The 23,203-nt window shown below is 71.5% G+C and carries 26 protein-coding genes and 1 riboswitch; of the genes, 14 read left to right on the top strand and 12 right to left on the bottom strand.

All coding sequences use genetic code 11. The features are described from left to right. Positions 1-86: 86 nt before the first annotated feature. Entirely contained in the window at positions 87-1,412 is a 1,326-nt protein-coding gene (locus AB0B41_RS00295) for an MFS transporter (protein ID WP_358197277.1), read from the top strand. A gap of 393 nt (positions 1,413-1,805) precedes the next feature. On the opposite strand, the gene AB0B41_RS00290 is transcribed toward AB0B41_RS00295, so the two are convergent. After that, positions 1,806-1,982 (bottom strand): hypothetical protein, encoded by a 177-nt coding sequence (locus tag AB0B41_RS00290; protein ID WP_358197275.1) that lies wholly within the window; start codon positions 1,980-1,982, stop codon positions 1,806-1,808. Between the two features lie 370 nt (positions 1,983-2,352). On the opposite strand from AB0B41_RS00290, the gene AB0B41_RS00285 reads away from it, so the two are divergent. Further along, positions 2,353-2,757, top strand: coding sequence for a heavy metal-responsive transcriptional regulator (locus tag AB0B41_RS00285; protein ID WP_358197274.1), 405 nt, complete (start codon positions 2,353-2,355; stop codon positions 2,755-2,757). Between the two features lie 256 nt (positions 2,758-3,013). Here AB0B41_RS00285 and AB0B41_RS00280 read toward each other — a convergent pair whose 3' ends face one another. The 4 genes from AB0B41_RS00280 to AB0B41_RS00265 form a co-directional block, all read right to left on the bottom strand. Next, positions 3,014-3,577 (bottom strand): universal stress protein, encoded by a 564-nt coding sequence (locus tag AB0B41_RS00280; protein ID WP_358197273.1) that lies wholly within the window; start codon positions 3,575-3,577, stop codon positions 3,014-3,016. Between the two features lie 21 nt (positions 3,578-3,598). After that, positions 3,599-3,874 carry a CrcB family protein gene (locus AB0B41_RS00275; protein WP_358197776.1) on the bottom strand — a complete coding sequence of 92 codons (276 nt, stop codon included), beginning with the start codon at positions 3,872-3,874 and terminating at the stop codon, positions 3,599-3,601. A gap of 105 nt (positions 3,875-3,979) precedes the next feature. After that, the gene (locus AB0B41_RS00270) at positions 3,980-4,348 is read right to left on the bottom strand and encodes a CrcB family protein (protein WP_358197271.1); all 369 of its coding nucleotides are present in this window, start codon (positions 4,346-4,348) and stop codon (positions 3,980-3,982) included. A gap of 177 nt (positions 4,349-4,525) precedes the next feature. Next, the gene (locus AB0B41_RS00265) at positions 4,526-4,816 is read right to left on the bottom strand and encodes a DUF3040 domain-containing protein (RefSeq protein ID WP_358197270.1); all 291 of its coding nucleotides are present in this window, start codon (positions 4,814-4,816) and stop codon (positions 4,526-4,528) included. A gap of 258 nt (positions 4,817-5,074) precedes the next feature. Continuing rightward, positions 5,075-5,139, bottom strand: a riboswitch (Fluoride riboswitch). Between the two features lie 575 nt (positions 5,140-5,714). Here AB0B41_RS00265 and fmdA point away from each other — a divergent pair. Genes fmdA through AB0B41_RS00250 form a run of 3 tightly spaced genes read left to right on the top strand, consistent with a single transcriptional unit; the run spans position 5,715 to position 7,960 of the window. Further along, positions 5,715-6,968 carry a formamidase gene (fmdA, locus tag AB0B41_RS00260; RefSeq protein WP_358197774.1) on the top strand — a complete coding sequence of 418 codons (1,254 nt, stop codon included), beginning with the start codon at positions 5,715-5,717 and terminating at the stop codon, positions 6,966-6,968. 28 nt (positions 6,969-6,996) lie between these two features. Continuing rightward, entirely contained in the window at positions 6,997-7,269 is a 273-nt protein-coding gene (locus tag AB0B41_RS00255) for a zinc ribbon domain-containing protein (protein WP_358197269.1), read from the top strand. Between the two features lie 25 nt (positions 7,270-7,294). Next, the gene (locus tag AB0B41_RS00250) at positions 7,295-7,960 is read left to right on the top strand and encodes an AmiS/UreI family transporter (protein ID WP_358197267.1); all 666 of its coding nucleotides are present in this window, start codon (positions 7,295-7,297) and stop codon (positions 7,958-7,960) included. Positions 7,961-8,027: 67 nt separating this feature from the next. On the opposite strand, the gene AB0B41_RS00245 is transcribed toward AB0B41_RS00250, so the two are convergent. Further along, on the bottom strand, positions 8,028-9,128 hold the full coding sequence (locus AB0B41_RS00245) for a substrate-binding domain-containing protein (protein WP_358197266.1): 1,101 nt from the start codon (positions 9,126-9,128) through the stop codon (positions 8,028-8,030). Positions 9,129-9,228: 100 nt separating this feature from the next. On the opposite strand from AB0B41_RS00245, the gene AB0B41_RS00240 reads away from it, so the two are divergent. Next, the gene (locus tag AB0B41_RS00240) at positions 9,229-9,681 is read left to right on the top strand and encodes a MarR family transcriptional regulator (protein ID WP_358197265.1); all 453 of its coding nucleotides are present in this window, start codon (positions 9,229-9,231) and stop codon (positions 9,679-9,681) included. A 341-nt stretch (positions 9,682-10,022) separates the two neighbouring features. On the opposite strand, the gene AB0B41_RS00235 is transcribed toward AB0B41_RS00240, so the two are convergent. Next, complete coding sequence (locus AB0B41_RS00235; RefSeq protein WP_358197264.1) at positions 10,023-10,304, bottom strand: hypothetical protein; 282 nt, start codon at positions 10,302-10,304, stop codon at positions 10,023-10,025. A gap of 620 nt (positions 10,305-10,924) precedes the next feature. Here AB0B41_RS00235 and AB0B41_RS00230 point away from each other — a divergent pair. From AB0B41_RS00230 to AB0B41_RS00220, 3 genes are all read left to right on the top strand, one after another. Beyond that, positions 10,925-11,452 (top strand): hypothetical protein, encoded by a 528-nt coding sequence (locus tag AB0B41_RS00230; protein WP_358197263.1) that lies wholly within the window; start codon positions 10,925-10,927, stop codon positions 11,450-11,452. Between the two features lie 306 nt (positions 11,453-11,758). After that, positions 11,759-11,983 (top strand): hypothetical protein, encoded by a 225-nt coding sequence (locus AB0B41_RS00225; RefSeq protein ID WP_358197262.1) that lies wholly within the window; start codon positions 11,759-11,761, stop codon positions 11,981-11,983. A 51-nt stretch (positions 11,984-12,034) separates the two neighbouring features. Further along, positions 12,035-12,166, top strand: a complete 132-nt coding sequence (locus tag AB0B41_RS00220; RefSeq protein ID WP_358197261.1) for a hypothetical protein — start codon at positions 12,035-12,037, stop codon at positions 12,164-12,166. 133 nt (positions 12,167-12,299) lie between these two features. Here AB0B41_RS00220 and AB0B41_RS00215 read toward each other — a convergent pair whose 3' ends face one another. The 3 genes from AB0B41_RS00215 to AB0B41_RS00205 form a co-directional block, all read right to left on the bottom strand. Further along, complete coding sequence (locus AB0B41_RS00215; protein ID WP_358197771.1) at positions 12,300-12,383, bottom strand: PH domain-containing protein; 84 nt, start codon at positions 12,381-12,383, stop codon at positions 12,300-12,302. A gap of 315 nt (positions 12,384-12,698) precedes the next feature. Then, the gene (locus tag AB0B41_RS00210; RefSeq protein WP_358197259.1) at positions 12,699-13,862 is read right to left on the bottom strand and encodes an NAD(P)-binding domain-containing protein; all 1,164 of its coding nucleotides are present in this window, start codon (positions 13,860-13,862) and stop codon (positions 12,699-12,701) included. Positions 13,863-14,192: 330 nt separating this feature from the next. After that, complete coding sequence (locus AB0B41_RS00205) at positions 14,193-14,843, bottom strand: GNAT family N-acetyltransferase (RefSeq protein ID WP_358197258.1); 651 nt, start codon at positions 14,841-14,843, stop codon at positions 14,193-14,195. Between the two features lie 238 nt (positions 14,844-15,081). Here AB0B41_RS00205 and AB0B41_RS00200 point away from each other — a divergent pair, with 238 nt between their 5' ends. The 5 genes from AB0B41_RS00200 (at position 15,082) to AB0B41_RS00180 (ending at position 21,344) form a co-directional block, all read left to right on the top strand. Continuing rightward, entirely contained in the window at positions 15,082-18,549 is a 3,468-nt protein-coding gene (locus AB0B41_RS00200; protein WP_358197257.1) for a BREX system ATP-binding domain-containing protein, read from the top strand. A gap of 68 nt (positions 18,550-18,617) precedes the next feature. After that, positions 18,618-18,983, top strand: a complete 366-nt coding sequence (locus tag AB0B41_RS00195; RefSeq protein WP_358197256.1) for a hypothetical protein — start codon at positions 18,618-18,620, stop codon at positions 18,981-18,983. A 61-nt stretch (positions 18,984-19,044) separates the two neighbouring features. Continuing rightward, positions 19,045-19,326 carry a hypothetical protein gene (locus AB0B41_RS00190; protein WP_358197255.1) on the top strand — a complete coding sequence of 94 codons (282 nt, stop codon included), beginning with the start codon at positions 19,045-19,047 and terminating at the stop codon, positions 19,324-19,326. Positions 19,327-19,505: 179 nt separating this feature from the next. After that, a complete protein-coding gene (locus AB0B41_RS00185) occupies positions 19,506-20,402 on the top strand; it encodes an SDR family oxidoreductase (RefSeq protein ID WP_358197254.1) in 897 nt (298 codons plus the stop codon). 189 nt (positions 20,403-20,591) lie between these two features. After that, complete coding sequence (locus AB0B41_RS00180; RefSeq protein WP_358197769.1) at positions 20,592-21,344, top strand: IclR family transcriptional regulator; 753 nt, start codon at positions 20,592-20,594, stop codon at positions 21,342-21,344. Positions 21,345-21,348: 4 nt separating this feature from the next. Here the strand turns inward: AB0B41_RS00180 and AB0B41_RS00175 are convergent, their stop codons facing one another. Together AB0B41_RS00175 and AB0B41_RS00170 are read right to left on the bottom strand one after the other, a co-directional pair. After that, positions 21,349-22,407: an NADH:flavin oxidoreductase/NADH oxidase gene (locus tag AB0B41_RS00175; protein ID WP_358197253.1), complete on the bottom strand. Its 1,059-nt coding sequence runs from the start codon at positions 22,405-22,407 to the stop codon at positions 21,349-21,351. Next, positions 22,404-23,201 carry an alpha/beta hydrolase gene (locus tag AB0B41_RS00170; RefSeq protein ID WP_358197252.1) on the bottom strand — a complete coding sequence of 266 codons (798 nt, stop codon included), beginning with the start codon at positions 23,199-23,201 and terminating at the stop codon, positions 22,404-22,406. Before AB0B41_RS00170 ends, AB0B41_RS00175 begins: the two co-directional genes overlap by 4 nt. Positions 23,202-23,203: the final 2 nt, after the last annotated feature.

The following is a 23,203-nucleotide window of genomic DNA, read 5'->3' as shown; positions in this document are numbered from 1 at the left end:
CACCGCAGCTCTCACGACGGCCTTATGGCGTGAGCGTTCGTACCGCCCACCCCACCACGAGTCGCCCCGGACGAAGGAGTCCCACCATGCGCTCAGCCCTCACCACTCGATCCGCCTGGCGGGTCGTCGGCGCCAGCACGGCGGGCACGTCCGTCGAGTACTACGACTTCTTCATCTACGGAACTGCCGCCGCACTCGTCTTCCCGCACGTGTTCTTCCCCGAGATGACGCCGGTGCTCGGGGCACTGTCCGCCTTCCTCACCTTCGGCGCCGGCTATCTCGCGCGGCCCCTGGGTGGAATCGTGATCGGGCATTTCGGCGACACCGTCGGGCGCAAGCGAATGCTCGTCCTGACCGTCCTGCTCATGGGCGGTGCGACCCTGGCGATCGGGTTGCTGCCCGGCTACACGCAGATCGGCGTCGCCGCGCCGATCCTGCTGCTCGTCCTCCGGCTGGTCCAGGGCTTCGCCTTCGGCGGGGAGTACGGCGGGGCGATCATCATGGCCTTCGAGTTCGCCCCCGAGGGCCGCCGCGGCTTGTTCGCCAGCCTGCCGCACACCGGCCAGTCCGTGGGTGTCCTGCTCGGCAGCGCAGCCTTCGCCCTTGTCGGCGGACTGCCGGAAGAGCAGCTGCTCACCTGGGGCTGGCGCGTGCCGTTCCTGGCGTCGATCGTGCTGGTCGCTGTCGGACTGGTCATCAGGCTGAAGGTCACCGAGACACCGTCGTTCCGAGCAGCCCGGCGGGACAACGCGATCGTCCGGTCGCCGTTCGTCTCACTGTTGCGCCACCACCGACACGAGGTCCTGCTCGTCGCCGGCACCTTCACCGGCTTCAGCGCGGCCAGCATCCTTGCCATCACCTACATGGTCGGCCACGCCCGCACCGCGGGTGGGGTCCCCGCCGGCACCGTGCTGACCGCTATCACTGTCGCCACCGCGGTCCAGCTCGTCACGACGCCGCTGTCCGGCTGGCTGTCCGACCGGTTCGGACGCACCCTCCTGCTCTGCATCGGCGCCGCGGGGACCGCCACAGCCGTCTCCCTGATGTTCGGCGCCGTTGCGAGTGGACGGACCGGGCTGGTCGTGCTCGCGTACGTCCTCGGTTGGGGGGTCTTCTTCGCCGCAGGAGTCGGAGTGCTGCCCGCGCTGTTCTCCGACGCCTTCGACACCTCGGTTCGGTTCTCCGGCATGGGCCTCGGCTACCAGCTCGCTACCGTCCTGGGCAGCGCGATCAGCCCGACGGTGGCCACCCTGCTCCTCGGCGCGACCGGGACGTCCATCTCCGTGTCGGTCTACGTCATGGCGATCCTGGCGATCGCCCTGGTCTGCGGCCTCGTGCTGGCCCGGCGGGTCGGGTCCGCCGCCGCCAGCACCACCGGAGAGGTCCGGACCCCCGACCGGGTGGAGACATGACCATCCCCATCGAGACCGGCGATCCCGCGGGTGGCTCGCTCGTCGCCCGCCCCACCGCGCATGGCGACGCCGCGGTGGAGGCCGCGATCAGCGCGGCGCCCCGAGCCTGAGAATCACCCGGCCGCCGCGGCGCGCCGATCTCCTGCGGGCGCTCGCGCGGGAGATCGGGCGGACTGCACCGAGCTCGACGCGCTTGTCACCCGCCAGATGGGGAAGCCGCTCGCGGCGACAGCCGCCGAGATCGAGAAGTCGGCGCGCAACGGGCTGGTACGCCGACCACGCCGAGCGGCGGCCGACCTGGCTGGCAAAGGTGCCCCGCCGTAGTCCGACGGGCCGCGGTCCCGCCTGCAGGGCGACCCCCTGCAGAGCGGCGGGGTCGCCTCGGTGTTCAGCTCATCGGGCCGCCTTGCGGCGTGGACTCGCCGCAGCCGCGTGCATCACGAGGCCCTCGGCCAGGTCCGCCGCCGCCAGCCCCTGTTCGGTGGCGATCCGTTCTAGGGCAGACCCGAGTTGTGAGGTCAGCTGCACGGCGATGTTGATCAACTCGGCGGAACCGGAATCGGCGAGCACCGACTCGAGGATGCCGCGGGCAGCCGCGAGCCCCTGCTCGGCGTTGTGGTCATCGGAGACGATCGCACGGACGGCTTCGTGGCAGGCGGCCGACGCGGGCAGACAGGGTTCGTGCTGGGAGGGCCCGCGCGTGTCCGTGGTGCGCTCGGCGCGGGCATGTCGGGCCGAGGCTCCGGGTGCCGCGATACTGGAGGGCCTCACCCGAGCGGGGGAGGGGGTCGGTCCCGCTCGGGCGAGGGCCTCCATACGGCGAGGACAAGGGCGCGGATTGCCGGGCACGGCCTACAACCCCCTGTCCTGCCGGTTGCCCACAACCCTAAAACCTCCACCATGGTGGAGGGGCAAGCGTCGTCGGAGCTAGCCTCGGGCGATGCGCATCGGACAGCTTGCCGCGCGAACCGGAGTGCGGGTACGGACGATCCGCTTCTACGAGCAGGCCGGGCTGCTGCCGTCGCCGGAGCGCACGCCTGGGGGGCAGCGTGAGTACGACGAGGACGCGGTGACGCGGCTGCGATTCGCGCGATCGGCGCAAGCTCTCGGGCTGTCGCTGGCTCAGATCGCCGAGATCCTGCGCATCCGGGACTGTGAAGGGCCGCCGTGCGAGCACGTGACCGAGCTGCTCCACAGGCACATCGAGGCGGTAGAGGCGAAGATCAGGCAACTCGCCGCTCTGCGCGACGACCTCCGCACTCGCGTTCCGCCCGGCTCTAGACCGGATCCCGACCGCTGTCCCTCCGACCGGATCTGCTACCTCATCGAGGGTGGGGCTGACTGAGTCTGAGGTAGGTAACAGGCGAGCGCCCCGTCAGTACGGAGGGCATGCTCCGTCCGGTCTGGACGAGGGCTTCGGTTCGAGGCCGGCGACGTCCTGTCGGCCAGACCGTCCAGGCTTGATCGAGAGCCGGTGACCTCCCGCACACCATGGCAGCAACGCTCGTGCCGCTGGCGCCTCCGGGCAGGTGCTCGACGGACTCGCGGACGTTACTGCGTTCCGCGCTGCCCCGATCCGCAGCAGTGCTACGTTCACGTGGTCACTGCGGCTTCCCGCTCGTAGCGCCGTGCTTAGTTCGGGCGGTCAGTGGCTGATTCGAGTGGTTGTCCCGGTGTGGAACGACAAGGACGGGTCGGGGTTGTCGAGCGATCAACCCGTGCGAGACCGACCGCTCGAAGACGCGATCGATCACCTTGCCCGGGCCTTCGCCGCGGGAACCCACGACGATCATCAGGGCGTCGGTTTCCTCGGCGACGGCGGTGAGCAGCTCGACGGGGTCGCCCCGCCAGGCGTGGTAGCTCCATCCGGTCTCGCAGCCGGCGAGCATTTCGGCAACCCGTCGATACTGCTCGTCGAGGGCGCGTTGGGACTGCTGTTCCCAGTCGGCGGCGTCGGGGTCGATCGGGTAGTCGGACAAGTCTATGCTGTGCACGACGTGCAGCTTGCCGCGCAGCCGGCGGGCGAGATCGGCCGCAACGATCAGCGCGGTGTCGCTGCGGTGACGACCGTCGTGGCCGAGCACCAGGTGGGTCTGCGGGGCTTGGCTCGGTGGAGTGCTGCGCTGGATCCGGTGCGGGGCGGGTGACGGAGTCGGCTCGCTCATGGCGGTGTCCTTTCCGGGCGTTCAGAGTGTCTGTCCAAGGGCCCAACCGGCTGTGGCCGCGGCGACCCCGACGACCACGCTGCCCACCACATTGATCAGCCCGGCGAGGCGGAGGCGACCCTCGAGCAGGGCGACGGTCTCGTAGCTGAAGGTGCTATAGGTGGTCAACGCTCCGCAGAACCCGGTGCCGGCCAGCGCCGCGACCGGGGCGCTCGCCACGGCGGCGACCACGCCGAGAATCAGCGAGCCCACGACGTTCAGGTGAACGTGCCCCAGGGGAACCGGCCCGCAAGCCAGCCTTTGGGGGCACGATCGGTCAAGAACCGCAACGGCGCCCCCACGGCCGCGCCGAGAGCCACCAACAACACGGTCACCGCTGGTCTTTCTTCCCGCGGTCCTGTCTCAGTCCGGCGCCCGCGCGAGCGCAGCACCCGCCGCGGCAGCCACCACGGCGAGCACCGGCGTGGCGCCGCCATAGCCGAGCGCCAGTGGCCACCGCCCCGCCTGGGCCAGGTTGAGGACGTCGACGGTGTAGGTGGAGAAGGTGGTGTAGCCACCGAGCACACCCACGCCCAGCATCGGGCGGAGTAGTGGGTGAGCGTCGATCAGCTCGGTGATCACGACCATCAGCACCCCGGTCAGCACACAGCCGCTGATGCTGACCGGAAGGGTCGACCACGGCCACTGCGACGGCCCGTGCGGCAACGCCAGCCCCAGCCCGTACCGACCCTCGGCGCCCGCGATGCCACCGACGGCGACCGCCGAACTCATGCTGATCAGCCGTGGCTCTCGCCAGCGCGGGCCGGAATCGGCCGGCTCGAGATCCGGGTCGATATCCGAGGGCCCCGGCGGCTATGGGGCGCCTGGATCAGGTAGCGACATGGCGGACAGACCTCCACGGGAAGAATCGGAAGCAGCACAGGGACAGCGACTGGAGGTCAGGAGCCGTCAGCGACGGATGGTGCCCGATCCGTACAGCCACGGCACCCAGCAGGCCAGGAAGACGATCGCGCCGATCGTGATCGCGCTCGACGTCGACATCACCACGCCCCACGTCGTCATCAGCAGTGCCACGACAAAAAGGACCTGCCCGATCAGCACGCCCGCAGAACTGTGGTGTTGCTGCGAGGGTGCCGGCTCGATCGGGCGAGACAGCTGCGCTGCCAGGTCGGCATCTTCCTGGGCGAGCCGCTCGCCAAGTGCAGCGAGCTCTCGACGTTCCCGCCGCGTCAGCTTCATCTTGGTCCCTCCCCATGAGCGCCGTTTCGGCTTCCCCCAGGTCGAACCACGCCACGACTCAGCTCCGGACAGCCCCCGGCCCGGCGAGCGGACACCGAAGGTCGAGGAGATTCACAGCACGTCGGAACGTCAGCGACGCCCGTAACGCGATCAAAGCCCAGGATCGCCGATGGCAAGTCATCGGCGAATCTGCGGACGCGGCAGTCCTGACCGGAAGGGGGACGATGTGTCGGCCGCCTCATGACGCACTCCTACCTAGATCAGGTAGGGGCTATCAGCCCGTCGTCGGGCGGTTAAGGGCGAGCTCCATCGCCACCCGCAAGTCTAGACCCGGCGCTCGCCACAGGCCAGAAGCAGTCGCTACAGCGTTCCGAGAACCCTCGGCCGAGGCGTCATCAAGCCGCTCCGCAGCCTCTGGCTGCCCCCCACCGCCTACGGCCACCCATCCACCGGCCCTCTGCCCGCACGCCACGCCGCACCTCCGCACTGTCGACAACGGCATCCGTCCAGGAGCAGCGACGTCAGCTTGGCGTGCGGGCCTTCACGGGGTGTCGGCGGCACCCGGTCCGCTGGTCCATGGGTCGCTCAGCGGGCCAACCGAGACCAGTCGGGCCGCCAGCGCACCTCACCGCTGTTGGATGACCTCGCGGGGTCCTCGAAAGGCGGGCTGCTCGGTTGTCGCCATGGACGACGCAGCCGTGCCCCCGACCCTCGGCTTGTACGGCGCCCCCATGGCCAGCAACGAAGCCGGTCAGCTGAGCCGCGTGGTGCGCAGGACGGCATCGGCAAGCGAGCTGACCGCCGCCAGCTCCCGGGGTGACCCTCGTTGACAGCTCCTTCCCACAGGAATACTTTCCCGCGGAAGCATCAGCTGCACGCAGAGGCAGGAGGGATGACGGTGCCCGAGGTCGTGTTCAGCGTGGATCAGTCGAAGTCGATGCGAGACCAGGCGGTGCCGGGGCACAACCGCTGGCACCCCGACATCCCGCCGGCGGCGTCCGTCCGTCCGGGTGCGGAGTTCCGGGTCGAGTGCCGGGAATGGACGGATGCGCAGCTCGGTAACAACGACTCGTCGAACGACGTGCGCGATGTCAACCTCAACGTCGCCCACATGCTCAGCGGACCGATTGAGATCCAGGGCGCCGAGCCCGGCGACCTGCTCGTCGTCGACATCCTCGACCTGGGGCCCTGCCAGCCACCGCAGGAGTACGGCGACGCTCCAGGCCAGGGCTGGGGCTACACCGGGATCTTCGCCAAGGCCAACGGAGGCGGATTCCTGACCGACCACTTCCCCGACGCCTACAAGGCGATCTGGGACTTCCATGGTCAGGACGCGACCTCGCGGCACGTTCCCGGGGTGCGCTACACCGGCATCACCCACCCGGGCCTGTTCGGCACGGCACCGTCCGCCGATCTCCTGGCGGAGTGGAACCGTCGCGAACAGGCGCTGATCGACCAGGACCCGGACCGGGTGCCGCCGCTGGCCCTGCCGCCGCTCGAGGACGGGGTCCTCGCCGGCACGCTGAGCGGGGCGGAGCTCGAGCGCGTCGGGCGCGAGGGTGCCCGCACCGTCCCGGCCCGGGAGAACGGCGGGAACCACGACATCAAGAACTTCACCCGGGGCAGCCGCGTCTACTACCCGGTGCACGTGGCCGGGGCCAAACTGTCCGGCGGTGACCTGCACTTCTCACAGGGGGATGGCGAGATCACCTTCTGTGGTGCCATCGAGATGGGCGGGTTCATCGACTTCGGCGTGGATCTGATCAAGGGAGGCATGGAGAAGTACGGCATCACCACCAACCCCGTGCTGATCCCGGGTCGCGTCGAGCCGCGCTACAGCGAGTTCCTCACCTTCATCGGTGTCTCCGTCGACGAGAACTCCGGGGACAACCTCTACCTGGACGCCACCGTGGCCTACCGGCGCGCTTGCCTCAACGCCGTCGAGTACCTGAAGAAGTTCGGCTACTCCGGGGAACAGGCCTATCTGCTGCTCGGGTCGGCGCCGATCGAGGGACGGGTGTCCGGCGTGGTGGACATCCCGAACGCGTGCTGTTCGCTCTACCTGCCGACCGGGATCTTCGACTTCGACATCCGGCCGACCAGCGAAGGCCCGCAGTCCGCGGACCGCGGCGCGTGCGCGACGAGCAGCTGACGACGCCCAGGACGCGGAGGAGATCGGAATGCCGGTCTACGTCTTCGCCTGCCCGGCCTGCGGGCGGTTCGAGCTGACCCGACCGATGACCCGGGCGGACGGAGCGGCACGGTGTCCGGAGTGCCATCAGGAGGCTCGGCGGGTGTTCACCCCGCCGAACCATGCCCTGCTGACCAGCGGGGTTCGCCGCGCACTCGGGGCGGAGGAGGCAAGCGCGCACGAACCGCGCGTCGTCAGCCAGAAGCGCGGCCGCCCATTCCGGCACCGGCCGGAGCCGACCCCATCGTGGGTACTGCACTGACCTATCGAGAGTGGGAGGCGAAGCGATGCTGCTCGCCGTGGTGTTGTTGTATGTCGGGGCCGTTCTCGCGGTGAACGGGATCTGGCTGGTTGGACAGGCGCGGGCGGCGGAGGAGGCCGAGCGGGTCCCGGCTCACGCCGCGGCAGTGGCCGGCGAGCCGGCGGAGGTGCCGAGCTCGGTCGGCGGCCGGGGGGCCGAGCCGGCGTCGGCTCGCAGGGAGCGCTCGCCGCTCTTCCTCCAGAACCGCGAAGTCGCGGTGATCAACATCTTCACCGGCTTCGTCGGCGTGGTGATCGCGCTGATCTTCTTGGTGCAGGGCGCCGTCGGCAACAACCTCGCGGCCGCCCGCGGCGGGGGCTTCATCCTGCTGTTCGCGTTCACCTACCTGTGGGTGGCGTTCAACCAGTACCTCAACGCCGGCGGCCGGGCCTTCGGGTGGTACTGCCTGTTCGTCGCCATCACCGCGGTCCCGGCGGGGATCTACACCCTGCAGAACGCGAACGGCAACATCGCCCTGCTCTGGCTGGGCATCAACTGGTTCCTGTGGGCCATCCTGTGGGCGCTGTTCTGGGCGCTGCTCGCCCTGGAGCGGCCGATCGCCCGGCCCACCGGGTTGCTCGCCATCTTCGAGGGCGTCGCCACGTCGTGGGCACTGGGCTTCGCCGTGCTGATCGGGGTCTTCTCGTTCTGAGCCCGACCACCGGCCGACGCGCACCGGGAACCGCCGTCGCACCGACGGCGGTGCCCGCGCGTGTGCCTCAGCTCCGCGGCGGACCCGCGAGCTGGGCGATCACGTCGAACTCGAGCCCCTCGGCCCGCGCGAGATACACGCTCTGCAGCAGGTGGTTCCCCGCCATCCGCACCACCCCGCGGGGGCTCTCGTACGCCAGGTCGTCCGCTGCCGCGCACAGCCGCTCCAGGTCGATGCTGCCGGCCCGCTCGGCGAGCCTCGCCATGAACGTCAACGCCTCATAGCAGGACTCGCCCATCGAGTTGAGCGCCGGCGCGGTGTACCCGAACCGCTCGACGTAGCGGCGCGAGAAGTCCAGGCCCGAGGAGGTCGCCAGCGTCTCGAAGAACCCCGACGTGGCGTACAGGTCCCGGGTGTTCTCCGCGCCGCTGGCCAGGAGCATGTTCTCCTCCATCAACGGACTCAGGCGCACACACCGCTGATCGAGGTCGGCGGCGACGAACGCGCGGTTGAACCGCACCGCGTCCGACCCGACGAGGAACATCAACACTCCGTGCGCCCCGCTGTGGCTCACGAACCGGGCGGCCGAGGAGAAGTCCTCCGTGCCGAGCGGCACGAACACCTCGTCGAGGACCTGCACGAGCGGGGACGACCGCGCAAACCGCCGCGCCACGCGTGCGGAGGCCCGGGGCCAGACGTAGTCGTCGCCGACGATGCACCAGCTCTGCACCCCCAGCTTGCACGCCATCCACTCCAGCGCCGGCAGCACCTGCCGGTCCGGGGTCTCCCCGGTGAGGAAGACGCCCTCCGTGCGCTCCCCGCCCTCGTACAACGTCGAGTACACGTACGGCACCCGGCCGGCGACCACCTGATCGATCCGTTGCCGCACCGCGGAGATGTGCCACCCGGCGACCGCCTCGACGGCTCCGGCCCGGACCAGGGCCGCTACGTCCCGAGCCACCCGCTCCGGGGTCTGCCCACCGTCGACGACATGAAGCCGCAGCTCGCGGGTGAGCACCCCGCTCGTCGAGTTGATCTCGTTGACCGCGAGTTCTCCGCAGGCCTCACAGGACGGCCCGAAGATGCCCGCGGGGCCGCTGAGCGGGATGACGAAGGCAACGTCCAGCGATTCCCGACGCTGATCCACCAGGGCGGTCGTGCCTCGCATGGGACCCCCTCCGCGACGTGCGGCACAGCCTCACCCGACACTTCGAGTCGGTAGTGTTTACGATGACAGCGATTTCGTCACCCGGCGGGGAGGACTTCTCGTGGCCCCAACGTCCCTCGTGCCCCGAGGGGCGTCGTCGACGGCCCGGCCGGCCCAGTCGCTGCACACGTTGCTCGCCCGAGTCACGCATCGAGTGACGCGGCAGGTCGAGGCCACTCTGGCCGGCTGCGGGCTGGCCCTCGAGCAGTGGCGCGTGCTGGACCTGCTCGCCGACGGGCAGGGGCATTCCATGTCGGAGATCGCCGAGCACGCCATGGTGCCCGCCCCGACCCTGACGAAGATCGTCGATCGGCTCGTCGACAACGCGCTGGTCCACCGCCGGGTGGACGAGCGAGACCGTCGCCGGGTCCTCGTCTTCACCACCGATCACGGCGCCGACCTGCACGCGCGCATCGCCCCGCAGGTCAGCAGGGCGGAGGACGATGCGGTGGCGGCGCTGGAGCGTGCCGACGCCGCGCAGCTCGGCCGGCTCCTCGCCCGGCTCGCCACATAGTCCGCCGGTTCGATGACGAAGCTGCGCCCGAACCCGTGGTCGAGCTCGGCGACCGCATAGCGGCGGGTCGAATCCACCCTCGCTGCGGTGCCGCCCGGGGGGCGGTTGCGCCCCTGCTGGGCACCAGCCGCGGGCAAGAGCGAGCTGCCCGCCCGCCGAGGCCTCCCCTTCGTGGGTGTGCTGTTGGGCATCCGCCTCCTTCGGCCACGCTGTTGGACCTCGACCGGCCGGGGACGGGGGCCGGGCTGGCCTGCTCCTCCTCGGAGTACCGGTGCGTGGTCGGCTTGCCCGGCGACTGCTTTCTCGGCACGGCTCCATCGTCGCTTCCCAGGTCAGGGCCCCTACCGGACCCAGGGCGAGGAACCTGCCCGACGCTCCAGTCCGATGGGCCAGGCGAGCTCGACGAGCTCCGCTCGGGCACGAGCGAGAGCTTGCTGTGTCGCAGCAGGGCTACCGTTGGCGCAGAGATCGGTGAGGATCTCGCACACGACAAGCAGCGGCGCACGTGCTTCGTCGGCCTGGAAGTAGCGCAGCGCCGCCGCAGCTTGATCGAGAGCCGCCAGCTGGGCTGCAGGTTCGACATCGCTGCGGTTGAGATCGATGCATCGGCGCACGAGATCCACGACCCACAGGCAGTCCTCGTCGAGTGCACTCGGTGCCGCAGGCTCTCGCATCGTCGGCCCCTTCCGCCGCCACACGGCTGGCAGCCGCGCGGGGCACAGCGATCATCGACCTTGAGCAACGGATAGTCACAGGGCATCCGCCACGTCTTGCGGATGCCTTTGTGCCCTCGAAGCCGGGCCACGAGGCATATCCGGTGCACCGTGGACAGAAGGGAGGGATCTCCCTCCACCGTTATGGGTCACGACGCGGAGACCCCCGGCACGGTGGGTTCTAGGCCTGCCGGACCGACGGCCCAGACCCACGAACAGATCTTGCGGCTCTGGCAGGTGGACTGGCAGCTGGCAGTAGGGCCGGCTCGGCGGGGGGAGGCACCGAGCCGGCACACCGAAGCTCGCACCGACAACACCCCGGGTTAGCCGACCACGGCGAGCCCGACAGGGCCTACTCGGGGGAGCTCTCGTGCGCCGGGGTTGGGCGCCACCCCAGCGGGCGCTAACGCGATCACTGCCGGACCGAGTTACTCGGTCCTGGGCCTGCGCACAGTCCTGCCAGGCGACCGTCGAGGACATGGAGAGCCCGTGACGAGTCCTGCGAAGCCGTTCGGGCCTGCACTCCTGGGGTGGGCCAGCCGTGGGCCCGCCACGGTTGCCGGAGCGAGCGTTCTCCTGATGCTCGCCGGCGCCCCGGCATCGGCGGCGCCGGATCTGTGTGTGTCGTCCGGCGGCACCGAGCGTGCGCAGAAGGGAACGGCATCCTGTTCCTCCGTCGCCGGGCGGGAAACGTCTCCATCGCCCACGGCAGCGGAGCCAGCGCCGTTGCGGGCCTTACCGATGGCGACGAGCGCAACCGGGCCAAGGCCCTCAGCGATGACGCCATCGCCGTCGCTGGTGAGGGCAACGGCAATGCAGCGACCGCTAGCGGCGGCGCCGTCGGCGCGGTCGCTACCAACGGCGACAACAACTCGGCCACCGCCAGCGGCACGAACGGCGCCGCCGTGGCGAACTTCGGCAGCGACAATCGAGTCCGAGTCAGCGGGGACGACAGCGCCGCAGTGGTGGCGGGCGGCAACCGCAACACCATCACCGTCAGCTCGGATAACTGCGCTGTGGCGGTCACCTTCGGGGACGACATCCGCGATACCTGCTGACACTCCGTTAGTGCGGGCGGGCCGCGGCCTTGATGACGTCAAATGGCGTTGCAGGTGAGCTCGACGACGACTCGGCACATGATCAGTCTGCGGCGGCAACCTCGTCGCTCGATCCTCAACCTGATCGCCCGCCCGAGCCCGTGCCGGGTCTCCCCGACAACGGAGATCAAAGATTCTCCCGAGCTGATCGCGTGACGATTTTCGCGAATCAGGAGACCGCGGAAATGTCGTTCAGCACCAGCGAAGGGCCTGCGGGCCCGCTACGGCGCCTACGCGCTCTACCGGCGCGCCGTAGAAGCCGCGACGGTGCGCGAGGCGGCCACCGCGATGCTGGAGGGGAAAGGCGCCGAGCGGGCGGTGATCGTGCTCGGTGACCTCAACGACGAGCCGGCCGCGGCCACCACCCAGATCCTCTCCGGGCCGCGCGGCTCGGAGCTTGGCACCGCTGGCTATGACCAGCCCGACCGCGGCGACAACACTCGGCTGTGGAACCTCGCCGTCCGGATCCCGGCCGAGCAGCGGTTCGCCTGAATCTACCGCGGCCAGCGCGAGCTCATCGAGCACCTGCTGGTCAGTCACCTCGTGAGCCACGCCGTCGGCGACGGCGACGTCACCACCGGGCCGGCGCCGCAGTCGATCGAGGACAATCCCAAGGCCCGTCGGGACGCCCCGGCGTCCGATCACCGACCGCTCGTCGCGGACGTCGCGCTGTGACCCCGCGGCGGGGAGGCTCGCCTGTCGCCCTGCCGGCGTCGTCCTCCAGAGACGCCGGACGACGTGCGCGCTGAGCAGCGCTTGGACTGCGCAGACGTCGACGCGCCTGCCGAACTGCTTCTGGTGGGCGCGATCACGCCGAAGAGCCAATCCTGAGTTCGGCGTCGAGGTCGAAAGTGCCGGCGGTCTCGATGGAGAAGTCAGTGATGGACGGCACTGCCTCGCCCCTGTGATCACAACTCACGGGGATCAAACGGGGTGCGAAACGGAGCGAACTAGCGCATGCGAAGACATCTCTGGGCACTCCCCTGTGAACGTTCACGTTGGTAGAGCCCTCAGATCATAACGATCGGATACCTTCCAAACTGGCTACGCGGGTTCGATTCCCGTCGCCCGCTCCACGCTCGACCAGCACGAACGCTCGAGGTTTGATCGCCGCAGGCAACAGCCTGGCACCAATGGATCTCGCCCTCGTGCCATGACGGGGCGTCCAGGGACCGGTACGACTCACGCCGAGCCCGCTCGGCCCCCGCTACCTCATCATCTCCGCGACGGCGATGCGGGCCGAGGACGGGCAGCCCGCGGTGAACCCGTAGAAGGGGCCGAAGTCGCGGGTCGACGCGAAGCCGGTCACGTACAGCCCGGTCAACGACGTCTCGAAGCCCTCGCTCAGGTCCGGGAAACCGTCGGTCACCGACAGCTGGTCGACCACCCCGGCCAGGTACGGAACCCGGGCCAGGTCCGCCCGGTAGCCCGAAGCGAAGATCACGTGGTCGGTGGCCAACACGGTGGCGTCGGACAGCGTGAGCCCGATCTCCCGGGCACCGACGGTCACCCCGGTGACCTCGGTGTACGGGTGACGGGTGACCACGTCCGGGGCGAGCCGGGGCGCGAGCCAGGACTCGAGCGTCAGCCGCCCTACCCGCCAGAACGTGGCGGCGATGGCCTGCTGCTGCTCGGCCGGGAGCCGGCGCCACCATCCCCGCTGGGCCAGCGTCGACGCGATGTACGCGTCGACGAAGGCCCAACTGACCTTCGCGAACTCCGGCACGGCGTGGCGGTGCACCACGTCCACCTGCTCGGCGCCGTGCTCGCACAACAGTGCCGCCCACTCGTACGCGCTCTGCCGCCCGCCGATGATCGCCACCCGCGCACCGGCGAGGTCGTCGAAGGAGACGATGTCGCTCGTGTGGCCTCGCCGCGACGGCGGCACCTCGGTGTGCCAGGCGGGCAGGTTGGCGAACTGCCGGACACCCGGTGCGGCCAGCACCTTCTCCGCGGTGATCGTCGAGCCGTCGTCCAGCGAGGCGGTGAAGGCACCGTCTGTCGCCGACAGCGCGGTGACCAGGCGCTGGTCGACGTCGAGGCCCTTGTTGCGGCGGAACCAGTCGGTGTAGTCGAGGAAGACCCCGACCGGAATCGGGTCGCACTCCTCGGGCCGCAACCCCTGGTCCTCGAAGTACGCCTCGAACGTGCACTCGCCGCCGGCATCGAGGTGCCAGTCGGGACCGGACCGAAGCAACATGCCGGCGGGCATGTGCTCGCGCCAGAACGCCATCGGGCGACCGACGACGTGGGTGTCGATGCCGTTGTCGCGGGCGAGAGCGGCGGCGGAACAGGCGTAGGGGCCCGCACCGATCACCAGCAGATCCGTCCGGGCCGCCGTGCTGTGGGCAGGGGTGTCGGTGATGCTCATCGGTTTCTCCTCCGAGGTGGTCAGGGGCGTTCGGTCGATGTGGAGAACGCTGCTTCGGGACGGGCCCCGTCACCGTCGGCCCGTCGCCCGATGTCCCGGCTGACGCCGCTGTCGGGCGATCGGGCGGGGTCGCAGAGCGCCGCCGGGCAGACCCGGGTCAGTGGCCGGGCCGGCTGCGTCCGCGGGCCCGCCGGTAAGCCGCGGATCCCGCCGGCCCGACTGATGCGCGAGCTGAGCCCGTGGTGGTGGGGATGGTTTCCGAAGGGTTGCCTTCGGCGGGCCGCCTCGGAGGTGGCGCTCAGCCGGCGGCGGACTGAACGGTGGGTCTCCCTAGGCGACGAGTCCCTGTACGGGGCTCGCCGACGGCTCGCCCTCGACGGCCATCGATACCGTCAGCTCCGATCCATGGCGACGCACCTGCGTGATGAGGAAGACGCGGCGCACGGCTGCGTAGGCGGCCGCGTTCACCGCGAGCATCTCGCCGACGAGCTCGCGGTGACCCAGCTCGGCAGCCCGAACCCGGGCGGCCTGCAGCAGTCGGGTGCCGACAGCACGGCCCTGCCAGCGGTCCACGACCTCGACGGCGAGCTCCGCGCGCCCGTCACCGAGGTCCATGATCCGCACGATGCCGATCGGACGGCCCTGGGTGAAAGCCGCCAGCGCGACGTGCGTACGGCCGTCGAGCGCGGTCAGGCTGCGGCGAGCACCAGCCGAGAGCTCGGCCACCGGGGCCTGGAAGCGCAGGTAGCGGCTGTGCGCGGAGAGTCCGGCGAAGACCACGTCGACGACGTCGCCGTCGCCGGGTCCGAGCTCGCGGATGCGGACGAGGCAGGTGGTAGTGGCGGCGTCAAGCCCGGCATCGTGGCCGGTCGCGGTGTTGTCGACGGTGGGGGTGGTGGCGGCGTGCATCGAATCGTCCCTCCTCAGTTCCCGGGGCATTTCCCCGAGGGCTGAAGGGTGGGCGTGACGGTGCGCGCGCACCGTCGGTCGACCGGGCCCTTGGCGGGAGGGTCCTGCTGTCCCCCGATCGACCGTGCACGCGCAGGCAGACGTGCGGGTCCTTGAGCAGCCCGCCCCGGCTCACGCCGTAGGTCGAGCGGGAGAGGCGGGCCCGAGCACCTCGTCGAATCCTCCCCGGCGCCTACGGGAAGGCCGCCCGATCCACATCGAGGTCACGTGATCATTCCCGTGCGCTGCTCGTCGGGTGGACACTGGCCCGATGTCCGAGGGCGTCGACGGCGTCGACCTGCGCCTGCTCGGTGACCTCGAGGTGACCGGAGCCGGTGGCACCGTGACGCCGAGGGCCGCCCAGGAGCGCCTGCTGCTGGCTGCACTGGCGGTGCACCGGGGCAGCCCGGTCGGGCGGGACTGGCTCGTGGACGTGCTGTGGCCGGAGCGGGCCCCGGCGGGCGCGGTGAACGCGATGCAGAACTATGTGCTGCGGCTGCGCAGGGCGTTGGAGCCGACCGCACTGCGGATCGTGACGGCTGCGGGCGGCTACCGCCTGGAGGTGCCCGCGGCGCGCGTCGACGCCGAGGTGGCCGAGCGGCTGGTGCGGGAGGGGCGCGCCGCCGTCGCCTCCGGGGAGCCGGTCCGCGGAGCGGCGGCGTTGCGCACGGCCGTCGGGCTCTGGCGCGGGCCGGCCCTGGGCGAGTACGCGCACCTGCCCTTCGCCGAGGCGGAGTGCCGCCGGCTCGACGAGCTGTACGAGTCGGCCTGCGAGGACCGCGTCGCCGCCGAGCTCGCGATCGGATGTCACCGGGAAATCGTGGGCGAGCTGCAGGTGATGGTCGAGCGGGCTCCGCTGCGGGAACGCCGCTGGGCACAGCTGATGCTCGCCCTCTACCGCGCCGGCCGGCAGGCCGAAGCGCTGCGCGCCTACCGGACCGTGCGCTCGACACTCGCCGACGAGCTCGGCATCGCGCCCTGCCCGGCGCTGGCCGCCCTGCACGAGCGAATCCTCCGCCAGGACCCCGCCCTCGGACCGCCGCGGGCCGGCGTGCCGGGGTCGGGTCGAGCCGGCGGCCTCGTGGGCCGGAGCGCCGAGCTGCATGCACTCGCGGACCGGTTCGAGGCGGTCCGAGGCGGGCACGGCTCGGTCATCGCGGTGGCGGGCGAACCCGGGATCGGGAAGACGGCCCTGCTGCGCTCGTTCGCCGAGGCGGCGGCCGACCGGGGCGCGACGGTGCTGCGCGGGCGCAGTCTCGAGGGTGAGTGGCAGCCCGCGTACGGCGCGATCGCCGAGGCCGTCGGCACCCATCTCGCGCCCCTCTCGTCCGCCGAGCTGGCCCGGGTCGCCGGGCCGTTCGCGGACGTGCTGGTCCGGCTGGTGCCCGGATTGACCCGGCAGGGTCTGACCAGGGATGACCGGGTGGACACGGCGCCGGACGAGGAGCGGACCCGGATCCTCGACGGCGTCGCCCGGTTCCTGGTCACGCTCTCGGTCGACCGTCCCGTCGCCCTCGTCCTCGACGACCTCCACTGGGCGGACGCCAGCACCCTGACGATGCTGCGGCACGTCGCCCGCGCCGCCGCCGAGCGACCGATGATGATCGTCGGCGCGTACCGCAGCGACGAGTGCGGCCCCCTCCTCGCCGACGCGCTCGGCGCCCTGCGCTCGGAGGCCGATTCGGCCACCCTTCGCCTGGCCGGTCTGGAGTCCGCCGCGCTGGGGGATCTGCTCGGTGCGGTCTCCGGCGTCGGCGTGTCGGACGCGCTGGTCGGCGCGATCGCAGGGCTGACGCGCGGGAACCCGTTCTTCGCCCGAGAGCTGCTCCGGCAGCTGCGGGAGGACGGGGCGGTCGGCCCCGGCCCGGACGGGCTTTTCGCGGGCGAGGTCGCGGCGGGCACGGTGCCCGACGGCGTCCGGCAGGTCCTCGCCCGGCGCCGGAGCCGCCTCTCGAAGGCCGCCGACCTCCTGCTCGACCATGCCGCCACCTTCGACGGCCCCTTCCCGTTCGGCACGGTCATGCGAGTGGCCGGACTTCCCGACGACGACGCCCTCGACGCGCTCGACGAGGTCCTCGCCGCCGGTCTGGTCGAGCCCGACCTGACACCGGACCGCTACCGGTTCGGGCACGCACTGGTCCGGCAGGCGGTCCTCGTCGGGCTCAACCCTTCGCGTCGACTGCGGCTGCACCGCAGGCTGGCCGAGGGCCTGGCCGCCGAGCGGTCGTCGGGCTCGTCCGGGGTCGGTGCGGGCGAGGTCGCGGCGCAGTACCACGCGAGCGCCGCCCTTCCGGGCGCGGGCGCAGGTGTCGGACAGGCGATCGAGGCGGCCGACGAGGCGGAGGCGGCCGCGGCGCACCAGGAGGCGGCCCGCTTCCTCGCGATGGCGATCGATCTGGCAGACCCGGACGACCACCGGCGGACCGCTGTCGTCGCGCGGCTGGGCCTGGCCCGGGCGTGGACCGGAGACTTCGACGCGGCGGTCGAGACCGCGAGCGAGGCGGCCGAACGGCTCGCGGCGGACGACCCGCCGGCCGCAGCCGCCTACCTCGCCACGGTGGCATCTGCTCTGGCCAGTGCGGACAGCGACGAGCACGCCTGGCGTCTTGCCGTCCGCGGGCTGCGGCTGACGGACGGGCGCCGCGACGCGGTCTGGGCCTCGCTGATGGTGCACGACCTGGACCGCCGCGAAGCCGCTGACCCGGCCTTCCCCGGGATCACGCTCGACCACCCCGACCGGCGCGAGGCGCTGCGGATCCTGCTCGCCGAGAGAGGGTCGGCCGATCGCCCTGACCTCGCGCGGCTCGCGGTGGCGGCGACCTACGGCCGGCGCGACCGCATCCCGGACGCCTTCGCCGCGGACCCGACCGTCCGGCTCCTCGTGCTCGGTGACCTGCACGGCGCCGTCCCGTTGATCGAGGACGCCATCGCCGCGGCCCACGAGCGGGGCCGGCTCGCCCTGGAGAGCTACCACCGGACCCTGCTGGCGCGGGCCCACGCTGCGCTCGGCCGGATCGAGGACGGGCGTTCCGGCCTGGCCGAGGCGCGCGCACTCGGCGTGCGGTCCGGCTCTCCCGGCTGGGGTTGGCAGCGGATCCACGACATCGGGACGCTCGACGCGATCGCCCACGTCACCGACGTCGGCTGGACCGACGTGCTGGCGCAGCTCGACCAGGCCTACGCCGCGGCGAACGGGCCGGGCCGGCGGCTGGAGGCCTCGGCGAGCGCCTGCGGTGCGAAGGCGGCCGCGCGCCTGGGCCGCACGGACGAGGCACTGCGCCGCTACGCGCGGGTGCTCCCGGGGCTGCGGCGCGCTCCGGCCTGGGCCATGAACCACCTGCGGACGCTGAGCGACGCCGTCGAGACGCTGTGGCTCGTCGCCGGGCCCGGCCTGCACCACCATCCCGACGTCCCGGTGCTCGACCGGGTCGCCCGCGAGACGGCCCTGCCCGCCGACTTCCGGTTCCCGATGATGGACATCCATCTCACCCTGGCCCGGCTGGCCGCACTCGACGGACGGGCCGCCGAGGCGACGCGTCTCCTCGACCGGGCCCGGTCCGGGCTCGAGGAGCGGGGCGCCCGGCCGCTCCAGGCGATCGTCGATCTCGACGCGGCCCTCGTGGCCCGGTACGCCGGCCGAACCGACGAGGCCCACCGCCTCACGGCGTCCGCGGTGGCCGTGTTCGAGGAGCTCGGCATGACCGGCTGGGTCCGCCGTGCCGACCGACGACCCGCGTGAGCCCGCGGTGACCGCGGCGATACCGCGCCGGAGCAGCATGACGCCTCCGATCCACACGGAGGTGCGGGATGACCGCTGTCAGCAGTGCCGAGGCCCCTACGGTCATCGACGGCGGTGGGGTCGAACTCAAGGGCCACGAGATCGGCGGCGACATGACGGTCGGATTCGTCCGGCTGCCGCGGGGCACCGACCTCGGTCCCGCTCTCGTGGGCCTGCCCGGTGACCTGTGCCCGTGCCCGCACTGGGGCTACGTCCTCTCCGGACGGCTCGAGGTGCGCTCCGAGGACGGCGCCGAGCTGGTCACGGCCGGCCAGGCCTTCTACTGGTCACCGGGCCACGCGCCGATCGCGCTGGAGGACACCGAGTACGTCGACTTCTCGCCGACCCGGGAACTCGCCCCGGTCGTCGCCCACCTCACCCGCCCCGCCGGCTGACGGCGGAGCCGCGGTCCGCCAGGCAGCCATCACCCGTTCGCCCTGCTCGAGGAGGCCGGCCATGAACCCTGCTTCCGGGCAGCCGACGGTCATCGTGCTCGGTGCGCCGGTCACACCCACGAGCAGCGGCTCCGACGGACGGCTCGCCCTGCACGATCAGTCCGAGCTGCGCGGCGCCGCCCGTCACGCGCGACTCGTGCTCCCCGGGACGATCGGGGAGGTCATCGCCCGGGAGCTCACCGCCTACGCGGACTTCGGGCGGCGCTTCCAGAGCGACCCCCTGATCGATCGACTCGCCCAGCAGGTCCTGGCCATACGTCCGTCCGAACCCGGCTCCCCCTGAGCACTCCCACCCGTACGTGATGGTGGAACGGCCGGCGGATACCCGGCTCGGGCCCGAACACCGGCCTCGGTCCGACGAGTGGGTCACCGAGCCGGGCGAGGCTGCGAGGGCTGCCGGGCGATTGGCTCTCCGGAGGAGGGGAACGCCCCCGCCGAACCGACATGCCGCGGGAGGCGCGAATGAGCAAGGACCAGTTCACCCGGCAGGACCCGACCGAGCAGCACGCCGCTCCGGGCAGCGGCGACCGTACCGTCGAGTGGCCGGGTCGCACCGCCGACATGGACGTGCGGCCCGACCACGGTGAGGAGACCTACCGCGGGTCCGGACGTCTCGAGGGGAAGAAGGCGGTGATCACCGGCGGCGACTCCGGGATCGGCCGCGCCGTCGCGATCGCGTTCGCGCGCGAGGGTGCCGACGTGCTCCTGACCCACCTCGAGGAGGAGAAGGACGACGCCGAGGAGACCGCCCGTTGGGTGCGGGAGGCAGGCCGCACGGTGGTCACGATGTCCACCGACCTGCGCGAGGAGCAGAACTGCCGGGAGGTCGTGGAGCGGGCGGTGGCCGAGCTCGGCGGGATCGACGTGCTGGTGAGCAACGCCGCCTACCAGATGTCGCAGGACGGGGGCATCGACGACATCACCACCGAGCAGTTCGACCGGGTGATGAAGACCAACGTCTACGCGTTGTTCTGGCTCGCCAAGGCCGCAGTCCCGCACATGGCACCCGGCTCCTCGGTCATCGCGACCACGTCGGTGCAGGCCTTCCAGCCCTCCCCGCACCTGCTCGACTACGCCACCTCGAAGGCGGCGATCGTGAACTTCGTCAAGGGCCTGGGGCACAACCTCACCGACCGCGGGATCCGGGCCAACGCCGTGGCGCCGGGACCGGTCTGGACCCCACTGATCCCGGCGACGATGGACGAGAAGAAGCTCGACTCGTTCGGCGCGCAAGCCCCCCTGGGCCGCGCCGCACAGCCCGCCGAGCTGGCGCCGTTCTACGTGTTCCTCGCCTCGCAGGAGTCGAGCTACATGACCTCGGAGGTCCTGGGGGTCACCGGAGGCTCACCGATCACCTGACCGCCGCTGACCCGGGCGCACGGCGGGCCGCGGGGAACAGTACGGCCTCCTCGGCGAAGGCGTCCTCGGCGGCGAAGGGAGGATCGTGCCTGGATGCGAGACGATCGTGCCGAGAGTGCTACGCTCCCGGCCCCGATCAGGCACGACGAAAGCGCGGATGTGACGGCGACCGACAAGTCGGCCAGCAGAGTGCGGCCGTTGAGCAGCGCGTTGAGCACCCTTCGCGTCCTGGAGGAGGTCGCTGCACGTCAGCCCATCGGTGTCTCCGAGCTCGCGCGGGTCACGGCCATGCCGAAGAGCTCGGTCCAGCGCTGCCTGGTCACCCTCCAGCAGGCCGGCTGGCTGCGGATCGTCGACGCCGACCGCACCCGGTGGGGCGTGACGATGAAGGCGCTCACCATCGGGCTGCGGGGCACCGGCGAACAGGACCTGCGCGACCTCGCCCGGCCGGTGGTCAAGCGCCTCGCGGCGGAGACCGACGAGACCGTCCACTTCTCGCTGCGGGACGGTGACGACATCATCGTCATCGCGCGCGAGGACAGCACCCACGTCGTCCGGGTGTTCATCGAGGTCGGCAGCCGGGTCCCGTTGCGGGCCTCGTCTGCCGGCCTCGCGATCCTCGCCGGGCTCGACCCGGCCGAGGTCGGCGAGGTGCTCAGGCATCCGGTCGAGAACTTCGCCGAGCCCGTCCCGAGCTCGGAGGAGCTGCGCAAGGAGATCGCGCGGACCGCCGAGCGAGGCTACGCGCTCAACGGGTCCGCATGGTTCCGGCCGCACGTGACCTCCCTCGGCGCCGCGGTCACCAATGCAGCGGGACGGCCCTTCGCGGCGCTGACCCTGGCGATCCCGGAGATGCGCTTCGCTCCCGCGGACGAGGAGCGGCTGGGGCGGTTGACCGTGGCGGCGGCCGAGGAGATCAGCGAGCTGATCTCCTCGGCCTGACCGGTCAGAAGGCGCGGTGGTACTGCCGGGGCCAGGACTCGATCGGGTCGGAGCCCCTGGCACGCAACGCCCAGTAGGGATCGCGCAGCAGCGCGCGGCCGACGAACACGGCGTCGACCAGCCCGGGCACCGCCTCGTCCAGGTGGGCGGCCTCGAAGACCAATCCGGAGGCGGCGGTTCGCATCCCGGCCGTGCGGAACAGTGGTCCGTACCGTGCGTTGTGCAGGGGCGCGGTGAGCCTGAGGGACTCGGGGACGAGCGCCCCGGAGGAGAGGTCGACCATGTCGACGCCGCTCGTGCCCAACCGGGTGGCGACGGTGGTCATGTCGTCGGTCGTGAGTCCGCCCTCGAGCAGGTCCTCGGCCGGAAGACGCACGACGAGCGGCTTGTCCTCCGGCCACCCGGAGCGCAGGGCGCGCACCATCTCCAGCGGGAACCGCATCCGGTCCTGGAGGTCTCCGCCCCATCCGTCGGTGCGCCGGTTGGCCAGCGGCGAGAGGAACTCGTGGAACAGGTAGCCGTTGGCACCGTGCAGCTCCAGCAGGCGGTACCCGGCGCGGTGGGCACCACGCGCCGCCCGTTCGAGGTCCTCGAGCAGCCTCGTCCCGTCCGTGGTCGACATCTCGCGAGGCACGGCGAGTCCGGCGAACGGCACCGCGGATGGCGCGAGCGGCTGCCAGCCGCCCTCGCGTGGCGGGACCGCGCTGCGGGTCCCGGCGTTGTCCCACGGCACGCCGTGCGAGCTCTTCCGTCCGGCGACGCCGAGCTGGACCGCAGGCACCGACCCGACCGTCGCGATGACCTCCACGAGCCTGCGGTGCCCCGCCACCTGCTGCTCGTTCCACAGCCCGAGGTCCCGAGCGGTGGTGCGCATGTCCGGTGCGACGGCGGTGCACTCGACCATCACCATGCCGACTCCACCCGCCGCGCGCGCTCCGTAGTGCGCGAGGTGCCAGTCGGTCGGGACGCCGTCGCCGTCCGCCGAGTACTGGCACATGGGGGAGAGCCACACCCGGTTGGGCAGCGTCACGTCCCGCAGGTGCAGCGGGGTCCACGCCGTCATGCTGTCGTCCTCGACGCCAGCAGGAGCTTCGCGGTCTCCTCGGGCTGCTCGAGCAGGAAGTGGTGGCTGCCCAGGTCGTGGACGACGAAGTCGATCCGGTCCCCGTACCGTTCGGTGGCGGCGGGATCGAGCAGTCCCCGCACCGCGAGCGTCGCCACCGCGTGGGGGACGGCGGCCAGGGCCTCGTCCATGTCCCAACGCAGCATCTCCGCGAGGGCGCTGATGCCGACGGCGGGCGCGAGTCTCGACGCCTTCGCGAAGATCGCCTCGCCGAACTCCGGATCGGTGTCGGGTACCGAGCCCATGACGACGAGGCTGCGCACGCCCGTGGCGAAGTCGTCCTCGAAGGTCTGCAGCAGCCCGCGCGCCGCGCCGTCGTCGATCGCGGGGTAGAGCCCGAGGTAGTGGAACGAGTCCAGGCCGATGATCTGCGTGACCACCTCGGGGTGCTGGCGCGCCAGCTCCAGTGCCACCGCCCCGCCGAGGGAGTGCCCGACGACGGCGCACCGCTCGACCGACTCGGCCTCGAGCACCGCCGCGACGTCCCGGGCGAACTCCGCCATCGTCCAGTCGGTGCGGGCGGAGGTGGAGTCGCCGTGCCCGGCGAGGTCCACGGTGATCACCCGGTGGTCGGCGGGGAGGAACGCCGCGACGGGGGCGAAGTCCGTCCGCCGGCATCCCCAGCCGTGGACGTACACCCAGGTCGGCCCCTCCGTCGAGCCGCCGACCGTGTAGCTGATCGTCGTGTCCCCGGCGCGGGACACCGTGCGGACGGATTCCTCGACGCTGGTCATGG

The sequence above is a fragment of the Pseudonocardia sp. NPDC049154 genome (assembly GCF_040648315.1).
Taxonomy (GTDB): Bacteria; Actinomycetota; Actinomycetes; order Mycobacteriales; family Pseudonocardiaceae; genus Pseudonocardia.
This window is presented reverse-complemented; position numbering and strand designations above follow the sequence as displayed.